Source organism: Actinoallomurus iriomotensis (assembly GCF_030269445.1).
GTDB classification, from domain to species: domain Bacteria; phylum Actinomycetota; class Actinomycetes; order Streptosporangiales; family Streptosporangiaceae; genus Actinoallomurus; species Actinoallomurus iriomotensis.
In genome coordinates, this window is record NZ_BSTJ01000005.1 from 417,875 (window position 1) to 439,174 (window position 21,300).

General features: G+C 72.2%; 22 protein-coding genes. 8 read left to right on the forward strand and 14 right to left on the reverse strand.

All coding sequences use genetic code 11. The features are described 5' to 3' along the window. Positions 1 to 161: 161 nt before the first annotated feature. From QSK37_RS22825 to QSK37_RS22840, 4 genes are all read right to left on the reverse strand, one after another. Positions 162 to 602, reverse strand: a complete 441-nt coding sequence (locus tag QSK37_RS22825) for an Lrp/AsnC family transcriptional regulator (RefSeq protein WP_285575425.1) — start codon at positions 600 to 602, stop codon at positions 162 to 164. A gap of 97 nt (positions 603 to 699) precedes the next feature. Further along, on the reverse strand, positions 700 to 1,956 hold the full coding sequence (locus tag QSK37_RS22830) for an ABC transporter ATP-binding protein (protein ID WP_285624581.1): 1,257 nt from the start codon (positions 1,954 to 1,956) through the stop codon (positions 700 to 702). Positions 1,957 to 2,073: 117 nt separating this feature from the next. Next, positions 2,074 to 3,237 carry an acyl-CoA dehydrogenase family protein gene (locus QSK37_RS22835; RefSeq protein ID WP_285624584.1) on the reverse strand — a complete coding sequence of 388 codons (1,164 nt, stop codon included), beginning with the start codon at positions 3,235 to 3,237 and terminating at the stop codon, positions 2,074 to 2,076. 149 nt (positions 3,238 to 3,386) lie between these two features. Further along, complete coding sequence (locus QSK37_RS22840) at positions 3,387 to 4,505, reverse strand: M24 family metallopeptidase (protein WP_285624587.1); 1,119 nt, start codon at positions 4,503 to 4,505, stop codon at positions 3,387 to 3,389. A 327-nt stretch (positions 4,506 to 4,832) separates the two neighbouring features. On the opposite strand from QSK37_RS22840, the gene QSK37_RS22845 reads away from it, so the two are divergent. After that, positions 4,833 to 6,356, forward strand: a complete 1,524-nt coding sequence (locus QSK37_RS22845; RefSeq protein WP_285624590.1) for a SpoIIE family protein phosphatase — start codon at positions 4,833 to 4,835, stop codon at positions 6,354 to 6,356. Between the two features lie 64 nt (positions 6,357 to 6,420). Here QSK37_RS22845 and QSK37_RS22850 read toward each other — a convergent pair whose 3' ends face one another. Beyond that, the gene (locus QSK37_RS22850) at positions 6,421 to 7,026 is read right to left on the reverse strand and encodes a PadR family transcriptional regulator (protein WP_285624593.1); all 606 of its coding nucleotides are present in this window, start codon (positions 7,024 to 7,026) and stop codon (positions 6,421 to 6,423) included. Positions 7,027 to 7,153: 127 nt separating this feature from the next. Here QSK37_RS22850 and QSK37_RS22855 point away from each other — a divergent pair, with 127 nt between their 5' ends. The 6 genes from QSK37_RS22855 (at position 7,154) to QSK37_RS22880 (ending at position 11,706) form a co-directional block, all read left to right on the forward strand. Beyond that, entirely contained in the window at positions 7,154 to 8,005 is an 852-nt protein-coding gene (locus QSK37_RS22855; protein WP_285624596.1) for an SDR family NAD(P)-dependent oxidoreductase, read from the forward strand. Between the two features lie 38 nt (positions 8,006 to 8,043). Continuing rightward, positions 8,044 to 8,880 (forward strand): SDR family NAD(P)-dependent oxidoreductase, encoded by an 837-nt coding sequence (locus QSK37_RS22860; protein ID WP_285624598.1) that lies wholly within the window; start codon positions 8,044 to 8,046, stop codon positions 8,878 to 8,880. Positions 8,881 to 8,914: 34 nt separating this feature from the next. Next, positions 8,915 to 9,292, forward strand: a complete 378-nt coding sequence (locus QSK37_RS22865; protein WP_285624600.1) for a hypothetical protein — start codon at positions 8,915 to 8,917, stop codon at positions 9,290 to 9,292. A gap of 52 nt (positions 9,293 to 9,344) precedes the next feature. Continuing rightward, complete coding sequence (locus QSK37_RS22870) at positions 9,345 to 10,247, forward strand: 5'-3' exonuclease (RefSeq protein WP_285624603.1); 903 nt, start codon at positions 9,345 to 9,347, stop codon at positions 10,245 to 10,247. Positions 10,248 to 10,352: 105 nt separating this feature from the next. Then, positions 10,353 to 10,853 carry a hypothetical protein gene (locus QSK37_RS22875; RefSeq protein ID WP_285583175.1) on the forward strand — a complete coding sequence of 167 codons (501 nt, stop codon included), beginning with the start codon at positions 10,353 to 10,355 and terminating at the stop codon, positions 10,851 to 10,853. A gap of 109 nt (positions 10,854 to 10,962) precedes the next feature. Beyond that, positions 10,963 to 11,706 (forward strand): Crp/Fnr family transcriptional regulator, encoded by a 744-nt coding sequence (locus QSK37_RS22880; protein WP_285583178.1) that lies wholly within the window; start codon positions 10,963 to 10,965, stop codon positions 11,704 to 11,706. A gap of 25 nt (positions 11,707 to 11,731) precedes the next feature. Here the strand turns inward: QSK37_RS22880 and QSK37_RS22885 are convergent, their stop codons facing one another. The 7 genes from QSK37_RS22885 to QSK37_RS22915 all read right to left on the reverse strand — a co-directional run bounded on the left by QSK37_RS22885 (position 11,732) and on the right by QSK37_RS22915 (position 18,801). Then, on the reverse strand, positions 11,732 to 14,452 hold the full coding sequence (locus tag QSK37_RS22885) for a DEAD/DEAH box helicase (RefSeq protein WP_285624605.1): 2,721 nt from the start codon (positions 14,450 to 14,452) through the stop codon (positions 11,732 to 11,734). A gap of 238 nt (positions 14,453 to 14,690) precedes the next feature. Then, positions 14,691 to 15,269, reverse strand: coding sequence for a TetR/AcrR family transcriptional regulator (locus QSK37_RS22890; protein WP_285624607.1), 579 nt, complete (start codon positions 15,267 to 15,269; stop codon positions 14,691 to 14,693). A 53-nt stretch (positions 15,270 to 15,322) separates the two neighbouring features. Next, positions 15,323 to 16,147, reverse strand: coding sequence for a twin-arginine translocase subunit TatC (gene tatC / locus QSK37_RS22895; protein ID WP_285624609.1), 825 nt, complete (start codon positions 16,145 to 16,147; stop codon positions 15,323 to 15,325). A gap of 84 nt (positions 16,148 to 16,231) precedes the next feature. Next, on the reverse strand, positions 16,232 to 16,543 hold the full coding sequence (gene tatA, locus QSK37_RS22900; RefSeq protein ID WP_285624612.1) for a Sec-independent protein translocase subunit TatA: 312 nt from the start codon (positions 16,541 to 16,543) through the stop codon (positions 16,232 to 16,234). Between the two features lie 63 nt (positions 16,544 to 16,606). Further along, positions 16,607 to 16,792, reverse strand: a complete 186-nt coding sequence (locus tag QSK37_RS22905) for a hypothetical protein (RefSeq protein WP_285583187.1) — start codon at positions 16,790 to 16,792, stop codon at positions 16,607 to 16,609. A gap of 61 nt (positions 16,793 to 16,853) precedes the next feature. Further along, a complete protein-coding gene (locus QSK37_RS22910) occupies positions 16,854 to 17,792 on the reverse strand; it encodes a WYL domain-containing transcriptional regulator (protein ID WP_285624615.1) in 939 nt (312 codons plus the stop codon). 64 nt (positions 17,793 to 17,856) lie between these two features. After that, entirely contained in the window at positions 17,857 to 18,801 is a 945-nt protein-coding gene (locus tag QSK37_RS22915; protein WP_285583191.1) for a helix-turn-helix transcriptional regulator, read from the reverse strand. 50 nt (positions 18,802 to 18,851) lie between these two features. On the opposite strand from QSK37_RS22915, the gene QSK37_RS22920 reads away from it, so the two are divergent. After that, positions 18,852 to 19,922, forward strand: coding sequence for a DUF3866 family protein (locus QSK37_RS22920; protein WP_285624617.1), 1,071 nt, complete (start codon positions 18,852 to 18,854; stop codon positions 19,920 to 19,922). A 172-nt stretch (positions 19,923 to 20,094) separates the two neighbouring features. Here the strand turns inward: QSK37_RS22920 and QSK37_RS22925 are convergent, their stop codons facing one another. After that, positions 20,095 to 20,571, reverse strand: a complete 477-nt coding sequence (locus tag QSK37_RS22925; protein ID WP_285624619.1) for a DUF3291 domain-containing protein — start codon at positions 20,569 to 20,571, stop codon at positions 20,095 to 20,097. A gap of 33 nt (positions 20,572 to 20,604) precedes the next feature. Beyond that, complete coding sequence (locus tag QSK37_RS22930; RefSeq protein WP_285624621.1) at positions 20,605 to 21,255, reverse strand: helix-turn-helix transcriptional regulator; 651 nt, start codon at positions 21,253 to 21,255, stop codon at positions 20,605 to 20,607. Between the last annotated feature and the right edge of the window lie 45 nt (positions 21,256 to 21,300).

Consider the following 21,300-nt stretch of genomic DNA (forward strand, 5'->3'; position numbering starts at 1 on the left):
GGTACACCTTCGCGACCGCGGGGCCCGAAGGCGACGACTACGAACGGCCGGAGTCCGTATGCCCTGCGCATCGCACCGGCGCGGAAGGCTTGTGGCGAGTCCGTGTCATCACGTGGGATTCTTCGCATAGAAGGACCGCCACAGGGACACGATCTACCTGTTCAGAGGCGGGGCGGGCGGCCTTCGTACGGGGTGCTCAGCACGACCGTCGTGCGGGTCGAGACGTTGGCGGCGGCCCGGATCTGCTGCAGGAGCTCCTCCAGCGCGCCCGGCGAGGTGACCCGGACCTTCAGGATGTAGCTCTCCTCACCGGCCACCGAGTGGCAGGCCTCGATCTCGTCGAGGTGGGCGAGCTTCTCCGGCGCGTCGTCGGGCGCCGCCGGGTCGATCGGCTTGATCGAGACGAAGGCGGTGAGCGGCAGGCCGACGGCCTCGTGGTCGAGGACCGCGGAGTATCCCTTGATCACACCGCGTTTCTGCAGGCGGCGCACCCGCTGATGGACCGCGGACACGGACAGGCCCGTCTCGCGCGCCAGGTCGGTGAAACTCATGCGACCGTCGCCCGCGAGCAGTACGACGATCTGCCGGTCGATGTCCTCCACGCCTAGAACCTACCGTGACGCCCGGCCGGGAGCCCGAACACCGGCATTCCTGCGTTGCCCGGATATGGACGCACGCTCGCGTCCACCGGCGACGGCTTCAGTCGCCGGCCTCGTCACCGGCCTCCTCGCCGGCCGGGACGGGGGCTTCCGCGGCGGACGCGTCGCCCCAGATCGACGCGCCCGTCTCCGGATCGAAGAAGTGCAGCCGGGTCGTGTCGACGCGCACCTCGACGGAGTCGCCGACCTGGACCTGCGTACGGGGGCTGAAGCGCGCCACCACGACGGTGTGCGGCGTCTCGAGCGTGCCGAGCACGTCGGTGCCGGCGTCGCGGGCGAGCTCCTTGGTGTCCTCGGTCACGACCGTGGAGGCCTCCAGCCCGAAGTGCACGAGCACGTCGGAGCCCATCGCCTCGACCAGCTCCGCGGTCGAGGTGAGCCGGTTGCCCTCGGTCGCCTCGCTGAGCCGGGCGTCCTCCATGTCCTCGGGCCGGATGCCGACGACGAGGGAGCGGCCGATGTGCTCGCGCAGCGCGGGCCTCCGCTCCAGGACCTCGGGGCCGACGCGCAGCTCCTGCCCGCCGATCCTGAGCCGCGGGTCGGTCTCGGTGCCGGTCAGCTCGCCCCGCAGGAGGTTCATCGCCGGGGAGCCGATGAACCCGGCGACGAACAGGTTCGCCGGCCGGTCGTACAGCTCCTGGGGCGGCGCGACCTGCTGCAGCTCGCCCTTCTTCATCACCGCGACCCGGTCGCCGAGGGTCATCGCCTCGGTCTGGTCGTGGGTGACGTAGATGGTGGTGACGCCCAGGTCGCGCTGGATGCGGGCGATCTCGGCCCGCATCTGCACGCGCAGCTTGGCGTCGAGGTTGGACAGCGGCTCGTCCATCAGGAACGCCCGCGGCTCACGGACGATCGCCCGGCCCATGGCGACACGCTGCCGCTGGCCGCCGGACAGGTTGCGCGGCCGGCGGTCGAGGTAGTCCTCCAGGCCGAGCGTGCGGGCGGCCTCCTCGACCCGCTTGCGGATCTCCGCCTTGGGCACCTTGCGCAGCGTGAGCCCGAACCCGATGTTCTGCCGGACCGAAAGGTGCGGATACAGGGCGTAGCTCTGGAAGACCATCGCGACGTCGCGGTCGCGTGAGGGCACCCGGTTGACCACCCGGCCGCCGACGCTCACCGTGCCCTCGGAGATCGCCTCCAGCCCGGCGACCATCCGCAACGCCGTCGTCTTGCCGCAGCCGGACGGCCCCACGAGAACGAGGAACTCCCCGTCAGCGATGTTCAGACTGAGATCGTCGACGGCACGAGTGCCGTCCGGATACACCTTGCCGACCCCGGCCAGCACGACCTCTGCCACCGCGCCTCCTCAGACCGATATCCCGGCACGCGGAATAGAACGCGTGCCAGAGTCCTACCCCGCCCTCACGAAGGCCGCAAGACATCCCGTCGGAGTACGCGCTTCGTGAAGGGATCGTTATGTCGAGCGCGTCAGGGCGCGGCCGATGACGACGCGCTGAACCTGGTTGGTGCCCTCGACGATCTGCAGGACCTTCGCCTCGCGCATATAGCGTTCGACCGGGAAGTCCCTGACGTAGCCATAGCCGCCGAGCACCTGGACCGCGTCGGTGGTCACGCGCATCGCCGTGTCGGTCGCGAACAGTTTGGCCATCGCGGCCTGCGTGCCGTACTCCAGGCCGGCGTCGCGGCGTCGCGCGGCGCTCAGGTACAGCGCCCGGGCCGCCTCGACGCCCGTCGCCATGTCGGCGAGCAGGAACCGCAGTCCCTGGAACTCCCCGATGGGCCGGCCGAACTGCCGGCGTTCACGCGCGTACGCGACGGCCGTGTCGAGCGCCGCGCGGGCGACCCCGACGGCGCACGCCGCGATGCCCAGGCGGCCGCCGTCGAGGGCGGCCAGCGCGATGGGGAACCCCTGGCCTTCCTCGCCGACCAGGTCGCCGGCGGGCACCCGCACGTCGTCGAAGCTCACCTGCGCGGTGGGAGAGGAGCGCAGGCCCATCTTCCGCTCCGGCGGCGCCGCGTGGATCCCCTCGCCGGTCGCGGCGACCTGGAGGCAGGACACCCCGCGACTCTTGTCCGGCGCGGTGCGGGCGAAGACCGTGTAGAAGTCGGCCCGGCCGCCGTGGGTGATCCACGCCTTGGTGCCGGTCAGCCGGTAGACGTCGCCGTCGCGCTCGGCCCGGGTGGTCAGCGCGGCGGCGTCCGAGCCGGAGTGGGGTTCGGACAGGCAGTACGCGCCGAGCGTCTCCCCGCCGAGCATGTCCGGCAGCCACCGCTCGCGCTGCTCGGCCGTGCCGTGGCGCGCGACCGGGAAGCAGGCGAGCGTGTGCACGCCGACGCCCAGGCCGACGGCGAGCCAGCCGGCCGCCAGCTCCTCGATGACCTGCAGGTACACCGAGTACGGCTGCCCGCCACCGCCGTACTCCTCCGGATAGGGCAGGCCGAGCAGCCCGGCGCGGCCCAGCGTGCGGAAGACCTCGCGGGGGAACCGCCCGGCCTCCTCCTCGGCGGCGGCCCGCGGCGCGAGTTCGGCCGCGACGAGGTCGCGGGTCAGGTCCAGAAGATCACGGGCCTCCGGCGTCGGCAGGTCGCGTTCGACGATCGTTTCCGCAGGGCTCATCGTCCATCCGCCTCCCCGTCCCTCCTCGACGCTGAAGAGGGATCTCAGGGAAATAGTAGGACGTCCGAGTAACCAGGCTCGCCGCCGCCCGTACGAGCCGCCGCGAGGCGGGCCGCACGGGTGGCGGCGGGGCGCCCTACGGGGTCCGGTCAGGCGTCGACGATGACCAGGTCGCGCGTCACGCCGTTGACGCTCTCGTGACCGTCGGCGGTGCACACGACGATGTCCTCGATGCGGGCGCCGTGCGGGCCGGGGTAGATGCCCGGCTCGATGGAGAAGGCCATCCCCACGTCGAGCGGCTCGGTGTTGCCCGCGACGATGTAGGGCTCCTCGTGGGTCTCCAGGCCGATGCCGTGGCCCGTACGGTGGATGAAGTGCTCGCCGTGGCCGGCCGCGGCGATGACGTCGCGGGCGGCGGCGTCGACGGCCTCGGGAGTGACGCCGGGACGCACGGCGGCGCGGGCGGCGGCCTGCGCCTCCTGCAGCACGGAGTAGTAGGCGCGGAAGTCCGCGGGCGCCTCGCCGACCGCGTACGTGCGGGTCGAGTCCGAACAGTAGCCGCTCGGCATGGTGCCACCGATGTCGATCACCACCGGGTCGCCCGGCTGGATCACGCGATCGGACAGCTCGTGGTGCGGGCTGGCGCCGTTGGGCCCGGAGGCGACGATGACGAAGTCGGTCACCGCGTGCCCCTCGGCGACGATCGCCTCGGCGATGTCGCGGCCGACCTCGCGTTCGGTGCGGCCCGCCTTGAGCAGGCCCGGCACGAGCCGGTGCACGCGGTCGATCGCCGCGCCGGCCTCCCGCAGGGCCTCGACCTCGGCCTGACTCTTGCGCATCCGCAGCTCGCGCAGGACCGTGCCGGCGGGGACCTGCTCGGCGCCCGGCAGCGCGGCGCGGAACCGCAGCGCCATGACCGCCCACATGCGGTCGGCGACGCCGACGCGTGTCACGTCGCCGGGCAGGCGCGAGGCGACGAGTGCGAACGGGTCGTCGGTCTCGTCCCAGGGCACCATCTCCAGGCCGAGCTCACCGGCCTCCGACGCCTGCGCCGCCGGCAGCTCCAGCCGCGGCACGACCAGGAACGGGTCGCCGCCGGCCGGCACGACCAGGCAGGTCAGGCGTTCGAGCTGGATGGCGTCGTAGCCGGTGACGTAGCGCAGGTCGGGCCCCGGCGTGAGGAACACCGCGCCCAGACCCGACGCGGCGACCGCCTGCCGCGCCCGCGTCAGACGCTCGGGCTCGAAAGCTGATTTCGCACTGGTCAACGTGCCACCTCTCCTTGTTGCGGGCCTGCCGGAAATCTACCCGTCCCGGCGGGCCCCGACCGCCGGGACGCGACGGCGGGTGATCGCGGATGCCGGTGACCTCGGGCGTAGGAGATGATCGTGTGGTATCGCTGTGCGCGATCGCTTCATCGCGGAGCGTGTGAATCGCTAGGATATGGTGCACGGCTCACGCGATGAGCGCGTCGCCGGATCCCGCTTCGTATCCGCCACGACCCCGGAAACCAGGTTCGGTCCCCCTTCCGCCGCCCCGGAGCCACTACTGTGAGTGTCCGTCCGGGCGCAGACGATCACCTCGAAAGCGGTCACATGGGCATCCCTCACGACCACGACGGCTCCGGGGTCGAGCGTGCCGCCACTCTGGCGGACACCGTCGACCGGCTTCGGGCCGAGCTCGAGCAGACGCACGCCGTCGCCCGCCGCACGGCCATCCTCGAACAGGCGAAGGGTCTGCTCGCCGAGCGTCTCCGCTGCGGCGTCGCCGCGGCCCACGCCCATCTCCTGGAGATCGCGCACGACAGCGGTGTCTCCCCCGACGTCGCCGCCCGGTTACTCCTCACTCCCGAGCCCGGCGGCGAGGACGCGCCCTCTCCCGGCCTGCCGGCCTCCGGCCCGGCGGACGCCGATCTCGCCGCCCGGCTGCGCGCCGGCTCACGGCCACGCGTGACGCCGTCGCCCGGCCCCGCGCCGCCGGCCGCCGGCGACCTCGCGGCGCAGCTCGAGCAGACCCAGCGCATCGGCAACCTCGGCTGGGGGCTGTGGGACCTGACCGGTGGCCGGATCCTGTGGTCCGACCAGCTCTACCGCATCTTCGGCCGCGACCCGGCCGAGGGCCCGCTGCCCCTCGAACGCCTGGCCGAGCGGGTCGTTCCCGGTGACGTGCCGCTGGTCGTCCACCTGGTCCGCACGCTGCTCGACGGCACCGAGAAGGTCGACAACGAGATCCGCGTGCTGCGCGGTGAGGAGACCCGCGACGTACGGCTCATGGGCGAGCCGGTCCTCGACTCCTACGGCGTGCCCGCCGCCGTCCGGTGCGTGTGCCAGGACGTCACCCGCTGGCGGTCCGGCGAGCGGGCGCTGAAGGCCTCCCGCGTGCAGCTGGAGCGCCGCCTCATCGCCGCCGAGCGTCACCAGGCGATCGAGATGCAGCGGTCGATCCTGCCGCTGCCCGAGGGCATCGTCGAAAAGCCGGGTCTGCGCGCGGCCGTGCGCTACCTGCCGGCGGGCCACTCGGCGCGGGTCGGCGGCGACTGGTACGAGACGACGGCCATCGACGGCGAGGGCGTCTTCCTCGCCATCGGCGACGTGTCCGGGCACGGCCTGAACGCCGCCGCGGCGATGGCCCGGCTGCGCAACGGCCTGAGCGGCCTGGCGTTCTCCGGCGCGTCACCGGACCGGCTGCTGGGCTGGCTCAACCGGCTGGCGCTGCACTGGCCGACGTCCCTGACCGCCACCGTGATGGCGGGCCGGTACGACCCGGACGAGCGCACCCTCACCTGGGCCCAGGCGGGCCATCTGCCGCCCGTGCTCATCCGCGAGGGCAAGGCCGTCACCCTCGACCCGCCGGAGGGCATCCTGCTCGGCGCGATGCACGAACCGGAGTTCGCGGTGGAGACGACCTCGCTCGAGCCCGGGGACCTGCTGCTGCTCTACACCGACGGCCTCATCGAACGCCGCGAGCGCTGCCTGCAGGAGGGCCTGGACCTGCTGGTCCACGCGGCGTCCACCACCGGCTCCCGCGACCCGGAGGGCGTGCTGGACCACGTCCTGGACGCCTTCGGCGCCCCGAACCCCAACGACGACACCTGCGTGGTCGCCATCCAGATCGACTGACTCCGGGCGGGCCGCCCGTACGGTCGCGGCCACGGCCCGTCTCCTGTGACAGGACGGCGGGACGTCAACCGGCCGCGGCCGAGTCCTCCGGGCCGGGGGGCGCCGAAGCGGCGTCGGTCGCCTCGCCGGGCCGGTCGCCGTTCGCGATCGCCGGGGGCACGGTCTGGGCCCAATCGGCCCAGTCGGCCAGCGCCTGGTACATCTGGATCGCCGCCTCCAGGGCGACGCGCATGGACTTGGTCTGCATGCTGTCGCCGAAGTCACCGCGGTCCTTGGCCGCGGCGTACGTCCGCGCCAGGGCGGCGGTCTCGGCGAAGAACCGCTGCTCGCGCCGCAGATGCTCGCGCAGTTCGCCCGGCTCCATGAGCCAGAAGAAGAACGACCGCAGCACCGACTCGCTGCGCAGGGTGTGGTCGACGTCGCCCTCGGCCAGCCAGCGGCGCACCTCGGCCAGGCCGGCATCGGTGATCCGGTACGCCTTCCGGCCCCGCGGGCCACGGCTGTCCACCTCGATCATCCCGGCGTCGGCGAGCCGCGAGAGCTCGGCGTAGATCTTCGGGTGCTGGGCCGGCCACACCGGGCCGAGGGCCTCCTCGAAGCGCCGGGCCAGGTCGTACCCACTGGCCGGTCCTTCGGCGAGCAGCCCGAGCAATCCATGGCGCAGGGACAAGACGGCACCCTCTCCGGACTCGATCGTGGGCTCCATCTTGACATGTCCCCTGGACCACCTCGATGATTCACATGTCCCTAAGTACATGTCCGTATGAACATGTACCCAAGAACACGTGAGGTGGTTCATGGGCACGAACACGCGCGCCGTCTTCGTCACGGGAGCGGCCGGCGGCATCGGCACCGCCACGGCCGAAGCCCTCTCCGAGCGCGGGTACCGGATCTACGCCGGCGTCCGCGCCGAGGCTCCGCACCTGCGCGACCTGGCCGGCGTCGAGCAGGTGCGGATCGACGTCACCGATCCCGGCAGCGTCGCGGCCGCGGCCGGCGAGGTCACGCGGCTGCAGGACGGTGAGGGCCTGGCCGGTGTGGTCAACAACGCCGGCGTCATCGTCCAGGGCCCGCTGGAGCTGGTGCCGGCCGAGGAGCTGCACCGGCAGTTCGCCGTCAACGTCTTCGGGCCCGCCGAGGTCACCCGCGCGTTCGCGCCGCTGCTCCGTACGGGAGGCGGCCGTCTGATCAACATCAGCGCGCCGACGGCGAGGCTCGCGATGCCGTTCGCCGGTCCCATCTCGGCGAGCAAGGCCGCGCTGGACGCCCTGTCCGACGCCGCGCGGATCGAGCTCGCCGCGCAGGGCGTCGCGGTGATCACCGTTGTGCCGGGTTCGGTGGAGACCGGCATCTTCGCCAAGGCGAACGCGGCCGCCGAGACCGCCCTCGCCGCGGCCGACCCGGCGCGCCTGGCGCTGTACCGGCGGCGGATCGAGGCCGTGGACGCCGCCGTCGCCCGGATGCGGGGCGCCAAGCCGGACCGGGTCGCCCACACGATCGTCCGGGCGCTGGAGGCGAGCCGCCCCCGACCCCGGTACGCGGCCGGCTCCGACGTACGGCCCGCGCTGATCCTGGCCCGGCTGCCGTTCCGGCTCCGTGACCGGGTGGTGGTCCGGATGCTCGGGCTCGGCAAGGCCACGGCGGCCTGACCGGGCCGCCGCGGACCGAGGAAGCCAAGGGAGCACAGATGACGAACATCGCCCTGGTCACGGGCGCGACCTCCGGCCTGGGCAAGGCCGTGGCCACCGCGCTGGCCGAGGAGGGCCGGCACGTGCTGGTGCACGGCCGCGACGCCGAGCGGGCGACCGCCGTGGTGGACCGGATCACCGGTTCCGGCGGCAGCGCCGAGGTCTGTCTCGCCGACCTGAGCTCGCTCGAGCGGGTCCGTGAGCTGGCCGACCGGGTGACCGCCGGGCACGGCGCGATCGGGCTGTTGGTCAACAACGCCGGCGTGGGCGCCGGCCGGCCGCCGTACCGCCGCAGGAGGCTCAGCGAGGACGGCCACGAACTGCGGTTCGCGGTCAACTACCTCGCGCCGGTACTGCTCACCCGGCGGCTGTTGCCCGCGCTCGAGGCGGGCGCGCCCGCACGGGTCGTCAACGTCGGCTCGGTCGGGCAGGCACCGGTCGACCTGACCGACCTGGGGCTGGAGAGGCACTACTCGGGTGCGCAGGCGTACTTCCGCAGGAAGTTCGCGCTCGCCGCGTTCACCTTCTCCGTCGCCGAGGAGCTCGCCGGGCGTCCGGTCGCCGTCACCTGCCTGCACCCGGCGTCGATGATGAACACCCGCATGGTCCGGGAGTCGATGATGCCGCCGATGTCGACGATCGCCGGCGGCGTGCGGGCGGTGATGAACCTCGCGACGGGGCCGGCCGGCGCGACCGGCGGACGCTACTTCGACGGCGTGGACGAGGCCCGTGCCCACGAGGGGACCTACGACCCCGCGCTGCGCGACCGGCTGCGCACGGTCACCGCCGAGCTACTGGCGCCGTTCCTCGACGACGCGAGGGCGTCCGGGCGCTGACGGTCCGCCGGAGGCCGCGGGCATCATGGATCGCGTGGAACGGATGCTGACGGGCGTGCTGGTCGCGGAGAGCCCGCGGGAGGGCGGCGTGCTGAGCGGCGTCCCCCTCCAGGTGAGGAGGATCGAGCGGGGCCCGGCCCCGGAGCCGGAGTCCGGGCAGTCGCTCCGGTGGACCATTCTGGAGTTCGCGGCGCCCGAGGACGACGCCGGGCGCCTCGCCGAGGCGCTCGCCGCGTGCCTGGAGCCGGCGGGCGGCTGGTACGCCGACTTCAACACCGCGGCGGAGGCGTTCGTCGTCTTCGCCGGGCGCGTCTTCCGCTATCCACGCGGGGACGGGGCCCGGCGGGCCGAGGTGGCGGCGTACGCCCGTTCGGTCGGCGTGCCCGAGCCGCAGCTCGACCGGGTCGACTGACCCGGCCGCTCCTGTCGGTGGAGGCTGCCAAGATGGAGGCGTGGGTGGACTCATGCTGCTTGACACGCCGTCGCTGTACTTCCGCGCCTTCTACGGCGTACCGGAGTCGGTGACCAATTCCGACGGCACGCCCGTCAACGCGATCCGCGGGCTGCTCGACATGATCGCCCGGCTCGTCCGGGATCGGTCGCCGCACTCGGTGGTGGCCTGCATGGACGCCGACTGGCGTCCGCGGTTCCGGGTCGATGCCCTGCCGTCGTACAAGCTGCACCGGGTCGGGCCCGACGGCGGCGACCAGACGCCGCCCGCGCTCGGCGCGCAGGTCCCGGTCATCGAGGAGGTGCTCGAGGCGTTCGGCATCGCCAAGGTGGGCGCCGCGGGGTACGAGGCCGACGACGTCATCGGCACGCTCGCCACCGCCGAGCCGGGCGAGGTGGACGTCGTGACCGGCGACCGCGACCTGTTCCAGCTGGTCCGCGACGACAAGCCGGTGCGCGTGCTCTACACCGCGCGCGGCATCAAGGCGCTGCAGGTCGTCGGCGAGGCCGAGGTCACCGCCAAGTACGGCGTGCCGGGGCGGGCCTACGCCGACTTCGCGACGCTGCGCGGCGACCCCAGCGACGGGCTGCCGGGCGTGCCCGGCGTCGGCGACAAGACGGCCGCCGCGTTGATCACGAGATTCGGTTCGCTGGAGGGCATCGAAAAGGCGCTCGATATGGGCGAAACGTCCGGTTTTCCGGCGGGTAGCCGCCTGAAGCTGGAGAAGGCGCGCGACTACCTCCGTTCCGCGGAAATGGTCGTACGGGTGGTCACCGATATCCCCATTCCGGACATCGACGCGCGGGTGCCGCGCACGCCGCGCTCACCGGAACGCCTGGTGGAGCTCACGGACCGGTGGAGCCTCGAAGGTCCGGTCAACCGATTGCTGGCCGCCGTGAAAACGTCGGACGACTAATGCGCTGATTGCGTCATATGGCGCAGTGTTTCCGACCGCGCGGAGTTTTCATTTCACTGAGAGGCGCAGTGAAAGTTGCGCGACGGGGATCACTGAGAGGCGGCCATGACGACGATCCTCAGCAGGCGAACTCCGCCGTCCCCCGGGGATGACGGAGCGGCGTTCGGCGGCGTGAGCGCGATGTTCGGGATGGTGCGACGCTCCAACCACGCCACCGCCCTCGCGGGATGGATCGTCGCGACGGGCGCCATGGGCCTGGTCGTGCAGGCCGACACGATCCGGGCGGCGAGCGGGGCCCCGTACGGCGGCGTCCTCCTCCTGGCGCTGGCGCCGGTGCTCGCCGCCGGGACGGTGACCGTCGCCCTCCTCCTCCGCGCGAACCTCCTCATGTCGTTCGCGCAGGAGCGGTTCTATCGCTTCATCGCCGAGATCCCGGGCGACGCGCCGGAGCTGTGCGCCCCGGCCGTGCTGCAGCTGCAACGGCTGACCGCCGCCGTACGCCATCGCGAGACGCTCACGCAGCAGGCGCTGACGTGGGCGTACGCCGCGGGCATCGGCGTGCTCGGCTGGAGCGTCGCGGCGGAGGCGATGGCCCTTGGCCATTAGGCCATCACAGACCGGCCGGCATCCGGGTCATGGAAAAACCGCCCCACTCCCCATGCATCGGGTGCCGGCCTCTAGACAGCGTTCCCCTTCATTAGGTCCACTGTAAGAAATGAGGTTCAATAGCGAACCTCTGCCGGGACGGGCAGACGGGAACCTGGTGCAGGAGACCCTCGCGAACAGACAAGGTTTTTGGCAGGCACTGAACGAGTCCGAACGGACCGCGTTGCGCGCGGCCGGTCGGACTCGTGAGTATGCCGCCGGCACGCTCTTGTGCAGTCAGGGCGCCGACCCCGACCACGTCCTGGTCATCTTGGACGGGTGGGTCAAGGTGACGGCCGGGCGGGCCGACGGGCACGAGGTCATGCTGGCGATCCGCGGACCGGCCGACACGATCGGCGAGAGCGGCTGGCTGAACGGACGGCCGCGCTCGGCGAACGTCAAGGCCCTCAACCGGGTCCGTGCGCTCGCGGTCCCGGCCGAGCAGTTCGCGAACTTCCTCAACGGCCACGCGCACGCCGCGCAGGTGCTGGCGCGTGTGATGGTCGGCCGCATGGACGACGCCGACCGCCGCATGACCTCCCAGGTCGGCACGAGCGGCCCGAAGCTGCTCGCGCTGCTGCTGCTCGACCTGGCCGAGCGCTACGGCGTGCCGGGCCCGGACGGCGCCGTGGCGCTGCCGCTGCCGCTGACCCAGCACGAGCTGGCCACGATGATCGGCCGGGCCCGCGAGACGGTCGCCCGCGCCCTGACGGTGTGGCGCAAGGACGGCGTGGTCGTCACCCAGCGCATGCGGATCCTCATCCTGAACCCCGGCGCCCTGCGCGAGGTCGCCGAGGCCGAGGACGAGTTCTGAGCGGCGGACGGCGCCCGCGGGGCGGTCAGGCGACGGAGGAGTAGGCGACGACGCCGCGGCGCATCGCGTCCATCGCCTTGCCCGCCGTCCCTCGGATGCCGCTGTCGCGCGGGGCCGCCTCGGCGATCTGGCCCAGCAGGTCGAGCAGTTGCTTCACCCAGCGGACGAAGTCACCCGCGGTCAGGTCCGTCTCGCTGAGCACCGCGTCGAGCTGATGGCCGCGGGCCCACCGGTAGGCGGCCCACACGAAGCCCATGTCCGGGTCGCGCAGGAACGCCACGCGGTGGTCGCGTTCGACTTCGCGGAGGTCCTCTGCCAGGCTCACCATGTTCGCCAGCGCCTCGCCGACCGGGCCGGCCGGGATCCGCGGGGCCTTGGGGTCGTCGGTGCGGGACTCGTAGACGAGCGCGGACACAGTCGCGGCGAGCTCGGCGGCGTCCAGGCCCTCCCAGACGTTCTCGCGCAGGCATTCGGCGGTGAGCAGGTCCGACTCGCTGTAGAGACGGCCCAGCCGCCGTCCGGCGTCGGTGACGCGTTCGTCCTCCAGGTAGCCGAGCTGCTGAAGGACCGCGCACACCCGGTCGAACGTCCGGGCGATCACCTGGGAGCGGCCCTCGACGCGGCGGCGCAGGTCGGCGGTCTCGCGTTCGAGCCGGAAGTAGCGTTCGGCCCACCGGGCGTGGTCCTCGCGCTCGGCGCAGCCGTGACAGGGGTGTTCGCGCAGCCGCCGGCGCAACTCCTTGATCTCCGGGTCCTCACCGGCCGGCTCGGGCCGCCTGGCCGGGCGCGGCGCGTCGAGCCCGGCGGTCTTGGTGCGCAGCGTGGAGGCCAGGTCACGGCGGTGCTGGGGCGACTTGCGGCTGAACGACGCGGGGATGCGGACCCGCTCAACCGGCTCGACCGGGCCGCGGAAGTCCATCAGCGCCAGCTGCTTGACCTGCCGGTTGACGGTCAGCACGAGCGGTGACGGGTCGTCGACGCGCTTGGCGGCACCGGGTTCGAGCACGAGCGCGAACCCGGCCCACCGGCCGTTCGGCACGACGATGACGTCGCCGGGCCGCAGCCGCTCCAGGGACCGCGCCGCATCGGCACGCTGCGCGCCCGACCGCGCCCGCGCGATCTCCTTCTCCCGGTCCGACAGCCGCCGCCGCAGCCGGGCGTACTCCATGAAGTCGCCGAGATGGCACGTGGCGGCCTCCAGGTAGCCCTCCAGTGCCTCCTCGTTGCGCCGTAGCTGCCGTGCGAGGCCCACGACGGCCCGGTCGGCCTGGAACTGTGCGAAGGACTCCTCCAGGAGCGTACGGGCCCGCTCACGGCCGAACTGGCCGACGAGGTTGACGGCCATGTTGTACGACGGGCGGAAGCTGGAGTTGAGCGGGTAGGTGCGGGTGCCGGCCAGGCCGGCCACCGAGCCGGGGTCCACGCCGGGGGTCCACAGCACGACGGCGTGCCCTTCGACGTCGATGCCGCGCCGCCCCGCCCGGCCGGTGAGCTGGGTGTACTCTCCCGGCGTCAGGTCGGCGTGCGTCTCGCCGTTCCACTTGACGAGGCGTTCGATGACGACCGTGCGGGCCGGCATGTTGATGCCGAGCGCGAGCGTCTCGGTGGCGAAGACCGCCTTGATGAGCCCCTCGGTGAACAGCTCCTCGACGATCTCCTTGAACGTCGGCAGCATCCCGGCGTGGTGGGCGGCCAGGCCGCGTTCGAGGGCGGCCAGCCAGGTGCGGTAGCCGAGGACGTCCAGGTCCTCCCGCGGGATGTCGGCGACGCGTTCCTCGACGTGGGCCCGGATCTCCTCGGCCTCTTCCATGGAGGTCAGCCGCAACCCGGCGTACATGCACTGCTCGACGGCGGCGTCGCAGCCCGCGCGGCTGAAGATGAAGGTGATCGCGGGCAGCAGCCCGGCCCGGTCGAGGCGGTCGATCACGTCCGAGCGGGCCGGCGGCCGGAACCGCTGCGGGCGTGCCTCCCGGCGACGGCCGCTGCGGCGTCCCTGGTTGACCTTCGTGCGCCGCAGGTCGTCCAGCGCGAAGCGGCGCAGCGCCGGGTTGACCTTGGTGTGTTCGTCATCGACGAACAGGTCGTACAGCCGGTTGCCGGCCAGCATGTGCTGCCACAGCGGCACCGGCCGGTGCTCGTCGACGATCACGGTGGTGTCGCCGCGCACCTCCTGGAGCCACTCGCCGAACTCCTCGGCGTTGCTCACCGTCGCCGACAGGGCCGCGAGGCGCACGGAGTCGGGCAGGTGGATGATCACTTCTTCCCAGACCGCGCCGCGGAACCGGTCGGCCAGGTAGTGCACCTCGTCCATGACGACGTAGGCGAGCCCCGACAGCGTCGGGGAGGAGGCGTAGAGCATGTTGCGGAGCACCTCGGTCGTCATGACGACGATCGGGGCCTCCCCGTTGATGGTGTTGTCGCCGGTGAGCAGGCCGACCTTATCGGTGCCGTAGCGGCGCACCAGGTCGGCGTACTTCTGGTTCGACAGCGCCTTGATTGGCGTGGTGTAGAAGCACTTCTGCCCGTTGGCCAGGGCCAGGTGGACGGCGAACTCTCCGACGACGGTCTTACCGGACCCGGTCGGGGCGGCGACGAGGACGCCATGGCCGTTCTCCAGCGCACGGCACGCGTCGACCTGGAAGAAGTCGAGGTCGAAGTCGTAGAGGCTCTGGAAGTCCGTCAGCGCCGGCGTGTAGCCCGCCATACGCCGACGGCTCGCGGCATAGCGCTCCGCGGGGGTGGTCATGGTCCAAGCCTACGGAAAGCCGGGGGTGGGACGCGGCACGCCCCGACGATCATCAGCCTCCGGGCTGGGGCGCGTGTCGGGCCGTGATCGATGAGCATGCGGCTTCCGGGCGGGTGTCCGTCTGGGGAGGGCCCGGCGATCTGCGGCTACGCCGTGTGGGCGCGAGTGACCGGAAGCGATGCCGCGGACGGGCAGCGGGGCCCGCGGGCCCCGGCCGTGTGCGCGTCGGGACGGTGCCTCAGAGTACGGCGAGCCGGTCCACCAGCAACTCCACCCTCGGCTCGGTGTCCTGCGGCGGCAGCCGTCCCGCCCGGGTCAGGGTGGCCAGCCCGTGCAGGCCCGCCCAGAACAACTCGGTGAACAGCCCCGGGTGGACGCCGTCCCCGGCGACCTCGCCGAGGCTTTCCAGCAGGGCGGCGAAGGCGTCCTTCAGCGGTTGCGGGGTGTCCTCGTGCGCGAAGGCCAGGCCGCCGTCGAGCTGAAAGATGGCGTCGTAGACCGCCGGGTTGCGTGCGGCGAATTCGAGGTAGGCGCGGGCGAGGGCGGTGACCCGGGCGCGAGGTCCGTCCGCGGCGGCGGCCGCGGCCCGCAGCGTCGCGGCCATCTCGGTGGCGCCTTCGAGGGCGACGGCGCCGATGATCTCCCGCTTACCGCGGAAATGGCTGTAGAGGACGGGCTGGCTGTATTCGATGCGCTCGGCCAGCCGGCGGGTGGTGACCGCGTCCCAGCCCTGTTGCTCGGCGATCTCGCGGGCCGTCGCCAGGATGAGGCGTTCGCGGGCCGCCCGTTCGCGCTCCTTACGTTCCTGTACCGACACGACTCGATCCTAGCATCGCTAGACAATCAAGCGGCGGCAACCCGATGCGCGCCCTAGGAGCGCGGGGTGTCCTCCAGGTCCTCCACCTCGTCCAGGTCGCTCATGTCCAGCGGGGAGGCCTCGTCGTCGGACAGGTGGGCGTACGGGTCGGGCCGGGCGGCCTTGCGCCGGTCGTGGACGTAGGCGATCACCTCGGCGACCTCGAACAGCACGACGGTCGGCAGGGCCAGCGCCAGCATCGTGAACGGGTCCTGGCTCGGCGTGGCGACCGCGGCGAACACGAAGATGCCGAAGACGAGAGTGCGCCGCCACTTCTTGATCCGCGCGTGCGTCAGCACACCCGCGAAGTTCAGGATGACGACGAACAGGGGCAGTTCGAACGTCGCCCCGAAGATCAGCAGCATCGCGACGGCGTAGCCGAGATAGCTGGTGATCGTCACGATCGGGACGACGTGGTCCGGCGTGAAGCCGAGCAGGATGCCCAGGCCCTTGTCGAGCGTCTCGTAGGCCAGGAACGCGCCCGCCGCGAACAGCGGGATCGCTCCGCCCATGAAGACGTACGTCCAGCGCCGCTCCCGCTGGTAGAGCCCGGGTGCCACGAACGCCCAGAGCTGGTAGAGCCAGATCGGCGAGGCGAGCACCAATCCGATGATCAGGCAGATCTTGATCCGCAGCACGAACGGGTCGAGGATCCCGGTCGTGGTCAGCGCGCACTGCCCGTTGAGGCGGTGGGCCTGCGGGATCTTGCAGTACGGATGCTGGAGGACCCGCCAGATCGGATCGTAGAAGATCCAGCCGACGATGCCCCCCGCGACGATCCCGAGTAGCGCCTTGAGGATCCGGTTGCGCAGCTCACGGATGTGCTCCATGAGCGGCATGCGCCCATCCGGGTTCGGCGTTCGGGAGGCACGCCGCAGGGACTTCATCGCCGACATGTGATTGTGTGCTCCGGCTCGTCAGGATTACTTGCCGTGCTCCGTCTGGCGTACCGGAACGCCTTCTCTCACGGCGTCGTCCGCCGGGGCCTTCAGCTCCTGCGGACCGGCCTGCGCCTCGAGACGCGCGGCCTCGGCACGCAACCGCGCGGCCTCCGAGCGAGCGTCCTGCGACGTGTTCTGCTTCTCGTCATCGTCGCCGATCAGACCCTTGGTCTCGGACTTGAAGATGCGCATCGAACGCCCGAGCGAACGCGCCGCCTGAGGCAACTTCGCCGAGCCGAACAGCACCAGAATGACGACCGCGATGATCGCGATCTCCCACGGGCCAAGATCCATGACAGTCCTCTTCAGCAGTGGCCGGTTCTCCCCTGATCGTACGCCGTCCGGCCGGGTGGCTCACTACCCCGTTTCTTCCAAACGGCGCGCCGCGGTGCGCAGCGCCGAATGTTTTGGCGCGAGACGCCCCCTGGTGTGCTGGATTTCACGGCCGAGATCGCGAACGGCGAGGAAAACCTTGATCGCGCAGACGGCGATCACGACCAGCCCGGCGAAGGTCAGTCCGATGAACAACATCACCCACGGCACGGGCCCGAGACTACACGCCCCGTAGCGGGCCCCGCCCGCGGCGAGTCCCGGGCAGGCCCGGTCAGGCGTACTGATCGAGGGCGCGTTCGGCGTCGTCACGGACGCTCTCGGCCAGGTCGGCGGGGGCGACGATGGCGCCGTCGCCGGCCAGCCGCAGCGCCAGGCGGCGGACCCACCGCGTGTCGCGAGTGCGCAGCTCGACGCGCAGCCGGCCCTCCCCCAGCTCGGTGACGCTCTCGCAGGGGTAGTGGTCGGCGACCCAGCGCCCGGACGGCGTCAGCTCGATGATCACCTTGGTGTCGTCGGGTGACGGCCGGAACAGGCCGCGGTCGACGTCGACCGGCTCGGCCTCCTCCGGGATCCGCGCGGCGACGTCGAGGACCTCCAGCTCGACGATGCGGTCGAGCCGGAACAGGCGCACCGCCTCGGCCCGGCGGCACCAGCCCTCCAGGTAGGACCAGCCGTCCACCAGGAGCAGGCGCATGGGGTCGACGTCGCGTTCGGTGTTCTCGTCGCGCCCCGGCACGTAGTAGGTCATCCGCAGCCGGCGGCCCTCGTCTAGCCCGGCGCGCACCTGGAGGAGGATGTCCGGGCGCACCTCCACCTGCACCGACACCTGGCTGCTCGGCTGCGCGGCGTTGCCGGCGGCGACCTCCAGCTTGGCGATGACGCGGCTGAGCGCGTCGCCGTGCTCGGGGATCTCGGCGAGCGTGCGCAGCGCGATGAGCAGCGCCGCGGCCTCGTCCACGTCGAGCCGCAGCGGGCGGCTGATCGACTCGGCCTCGCTGACGACGATCTCACCGCCCTCGTAGGACAGGTCGATGGGGCAGTACGGGTCGGGCGCGCGCAGCTCGACGCACCACAAGAGGTTCAGGTCGTCGATGAGCTGCTTCTCGCTGACCTCGAACGCCGCGGCGGCCTCGGCGACGCTGACCGAGCTGCGCGAGACGACGTACGGGACGAGCGCGAGCAGACGCGTAAGACGATCCGCGGAGCTCATGAGCCCTCCTTCGTCGGAGGAGCGGTCCAGAACGCCGTGTTCTCGATTCGCTCACCGCGTTCGCTCATGCCAAAACCGCCTTAAGGTGCTGAATCATCGCGTCGCGTACGTCGGGCGGGCCGATGACGACCACGTCGTCGGCGAACCCGGCCAGGTAGTCCACGAGCCGGTCGACGTCGGCGAAGCCCAGTTCGGCGCGGTCCCACTCGCCCTCGTCGGGCCGTACGTCCGCGGCCCACCGGCGGATGCCGTGGGCGGCACCCTGACGCAGCCGCACCGTGGCGCTGCGGCGGTCCGGTGCCGGAGTGCTGCTGGCGGCCACGATCTCCCGGACGTCGACGCCGTCCGGCACCACGACCTCGCCGGCCGACCCGTCGCCGGAGACGACGCCGAGGATGCGGCTGAGGCGGAACACCCGCACCTGCCCGCGGTCACGGTCGTGACCCGCGACGTACCAGCGGCCGCGGCGGCTCACCACTCCCCACGGCTCCAGGTGACGCCGCTGTGGCGCGCTGCGCCCGATCCCCTGGTAGTCGAAGGCGACCGGCCGGCGGTCCCGTACGGCGCGCCACAGAGCGGGGAACGCCGGCTCGTGCGTGTCGACCCGCGGCTCGATGCCCAGAGAGGCGGCCTCGGCGGTGTCCACGCCGGCGGCGCGCAGCTTCAGCAGCGCCCCGGAGGCCGCCTCGGCGAGGCTGGCGCGCTGCCACACCCGCGCGGCCAGGCCCAGCACCGCGGCCTCGTCGGGCTCCAGCTGGATCTCCGGCAGCTCGTACGCCTGGCGCTGGATGCGGTAGCCGGTGTCCTCCTCGCCCTCGCTGCCGGTCTCCAGCGGGACGCCGAGCTCTCGCAGCTCCTCCTTGTCGCGTTCGAACATGCGCTTGAACGCCTCGGAGCCGTCGGGATAGCCCGGCACGGCCTGGCGGATCTGCTCCGCGGTGAGATATCTGCGGGTGGCCAGCAGGCACACCACGAGATTGAGCAACCGCTCGGTCTTGCGGCGCGACATCGGCACTCCTTTGGACCCGTCCCCGTGGCCTCCGACGCTACCGTTGGCGGGTGATCCGATGGCGCAAAGGCACGGTTGTCAACATACGCCGGGAGTGGCCCGGCGCGGTGGAACTCGACGTGGAGATCGACCACGACGGCGCGGCCCGCGCGCTGGCCTACCCGGCACTGGTGGGATCGCCCCAGGTGGGCGACGCGGTGCTGCTCAACACTACGGCGCTCGCCATGGGGCTTGGCACCGGAGGGTACGCCATGGTGGTGGCCCTACCGGACCGTTTTCCGCCAGATCCCTCGGGCCCGGGCCATCTCGTCAAGGCCCGCTACACGCCGCTGCAGGCGACCGTGCTCGGCGCCGACGAGCAGGACTCCCCGCACCACGAGCTGCTCCGCGAGGCCGACTCGGTCGACGGGATGCCGGTGATCGTCGCCGACCTGCACTCGGCGCTGCCGGCGATCGTCGCGGGTCTGCACCGCGACCGGCCGGGCACGCGTGTCGTCTACGTGATGCCGGACGGCGGCGCGCTGCCGTCGTGGTTCTCCCGCGCGGCCGCGGCCCTGCGCGAGGCCGGAGCCCTGGCCGCGGTCGTCACCACCGGGCAGGCCTTCGGCGGCGACCTGGAGGCGGTGACCCTGCACACCGGGCTGCTGGCCGCACGCCTCGTGCTGGAGGCGGAGGTCGCGGTCGTCGCGCAGGGACCGGGCAACCTCGGCACCGGCACGCGCTGGGGATTCTCGGGCGTGTCGGCCGGCGAGGCGGTGAACGCCGCGGGCGTGCTCGACGGCCGGCCGATCGCCTCGTTGCGGGTCAGCGAGGCCGACGCCCGCGAACGCCACCAGGGGGTCTCCCACCACAGCCTGACCGCCTACGGCCGGGTGGCGCTCACACGGGCCCAGGTGGTGGTGCCGGAGCTGCCGGGCGAGTTCGGCGCGCGCGTGGCCGCCGACGCCGCACCGCTCGGCGAACGCCATGAGCTGGTCAGCGTGCCGGTCGACGGGCTGGAGGAGGCGCTGCGCGCGTCGCCGGTACGCCTGTCGACGATGGGCCGGGGGCTGGATGAGGACCTCGCCGGCTTCCTGACCGCCGCCGCCGCCGGACGCCACGCCGCCGCCCTGCTCGGCTGAGCCGACCGGCCTCGAACGTCCGGCCGGGACCTTGCCGGATCGGGCGAATGGGCCCGGCCCGGCGCCTTTACGTTGTAGATCACGTGGCGGCGAAGGGTGCACGTCCCTGAGGCCGGGCCACGTCGCACAGGCGAGTCAGGGGCTCCCCGCCGGCGGTCGAGCGCCGGTGGGTTCACGTCGCAGATCCCGTAGCGGCGAGGGCGCCGTCCGGCTCGTACCGGTGGCGGAAGGTGAAGGCCTCCGGGGCCGGGCCCGCCTCGCGCAGGCGGGTCAGGCGGGACAGGGCCTCCTCCACCGACGGCAGGTGGCCCGCCGGTACCCACCACAGCACCGTGAACGGCTCCGCCATCCGCGTGAACCACTCGCGGCGGCGCCGGATGTACTCCAGGTGGTCCGAGCGGTACGTGAAGTCCCACAGGGCCTGGAACGACTCCCACACCGACAGGTTGACGATCATGTCGTCGCCGTACGGGCGGATCGCCGTCGCGTCTCGGCCCTCCTCGTCGACTAGGCGCCACACGAAGCCCGGTGAGTTGTCGGCCAGGGCGTTGATCGGCTCGAGGCCGGTCACGAAGCCGGCCGCCTCAGCGGTGTCGAGGGGATGACGCAGGCGTCCGACGTTGAGCTGTGCGAGGTGATGATCCGTCATGGGCGACAGCAGATCATCTGCGGCGCTCTATTGTCAATCATCATTATTTTTAGAAGTGATCTCCACACAGCACTCCCCCGGCCGTGCCCGCATCCGTGCCCGCAGCTCCGTCTCCCCCATGCCTTCGAGCAGGCCTTCCACCAGGGCGAGGTTCATGCCGCAGACCAGCGGCGGGAACTCCCGGGCCACCGCGTGGAACGGGCAGTTGCGCATCCGGACCACCCCGGCCGCGCCATCCGCCCGGTACGGCTCGTAGCCCTGCCGGGCCAGCACCTCCTCGACGCCGCCCTCCGCCGACTCCCCCGCCGTACGGCCGTGACGCCGCGCCACCCGCTCCAGGTCGCCCTCGGCCCCCAGCGACTCCACGACCTCCGCGAGCAGCGCCGCCGGCGTGCCGTAGTCACGCGGCGGCAGGCTCACGACGTGATCGACCGCGGAGCGCCGGTAGAGCTTGGCGGGCCGGCCCGCCCCCGGGCCGGACCGGCCGGGCGGACGGCGGAACACCACGTCGAGCAGGCCCGCGTCGGCCAGCCGGTCGAGATGGAACGCCGCCAGCGTCCGCTGGATCCCGGCCGCGTCGGCGGCCTCGGCCCGCCCCACCTCGTGATCCTGGGCGACCACGTAGTCGTACACCCGCCGCCGTACCGGATCACCCAGGGCCGTGATGGCCTCCACATCGCTCACGCGCCCGATTGTAGGAAGCGCAGCAGGAAGCGCGGCAGGGAGCGC

Excerpts from the sequence above, each read along its gene's own strand:
- QSK37_RS22835 (WP_285624584.1), bottom strand. The coding sequence starts at position 3,237 with ATGAGCCCTGCGGAAACGATCGTCGAACGCGACCTGCCGACGCCGGAG.
- QSK37_RS22845 (WP_285624590.1), top strand. The coding sequence starts at position 4,833 with ATGGGCATCCCTCACGACCACGACGGCTCCGGGGTCGAGCGTGCCGCC.
- QSK37_RS22855 (WP_285624596.1), top strand. The coding sequence starts at position 7,154 with ATGGGCACGAACACGCGCGCCGTCTTCGTCACGGGAGCGGCCGGCGGC.
- QSK37_RS22860 (WP_285624598.1), top strand. The coding sequence starts at position 8,044 with ATGACGAACATCGCCCTGGTCACGGGCGCGACCTCCGGCCTGGGCAAG.
- QSK37_RS22870 (WP_285624603.1), top strand. The coding sequence starts at position 9,345 with ATGCTGCTTGACACGCCGTCGCTGTACTTCCGCGCCTTCTACGGCGTA.
- QSK37_RS22875 (WP_285583175.1), top strand. The coding sequence starts at position 10,353 with ATGACGACGATCCTCAGCAGGCGAACTCCGCCGTCCCCCGGGGATGAC.
- QSK37_RS22880 (WP_285583178.1), top strand. The coding sequence starts at position 10,963 with ATGAGGTTCAATAGCGAACCTCTGCCGGGACGGGCAGACGGGAACCTG.
- QSK37_RS22885 (WP_285624605.1), bottom strand. The coding sequence starts at position 14,452 with ATGACCACCCCCGCGGAGCGCTATGCCGCGAGCCGTCGGCGTATGGCG.
- tatC (WP_285624609.1), bottom strand. The coding sequence starts at position 16,147 with ATGCCGCTCATGGAGCACATCCGTGAGCTGCGCAACCGGATCCTCAAG.
- tatA (WP_285624612.1), bottom strand. The coding sequence starts at position 16,543 with ATGGATCTTGGCCCGTGGGAGATCGCGATCATCGCGGTCGTCATTCTG.
- QSK37_RS22910 (WP_285624615.1), bottom strand. The coding sequence starts at position 17,792 with ATGAGCTCCGCGGATCGTCTTACGCGTCTGCTCGCGCTCGTCCCGTAC.
- QSK37_RS22915 (WP_285583191.1), bottom strand. The coding sequence starts at position 18,801 with ATGTCGCGCCGCAAGACCGAGCGGTTGCTCAATCTCGTGGTGTGCCTG.
- QSK37_RS22925 (WP_285624619.1), bottom strand. The coding sequence starts at position 20,571 with ATGACGGATCATCACCTCGCACAGCTCAACGTCGGACGCCTGCGTCAT.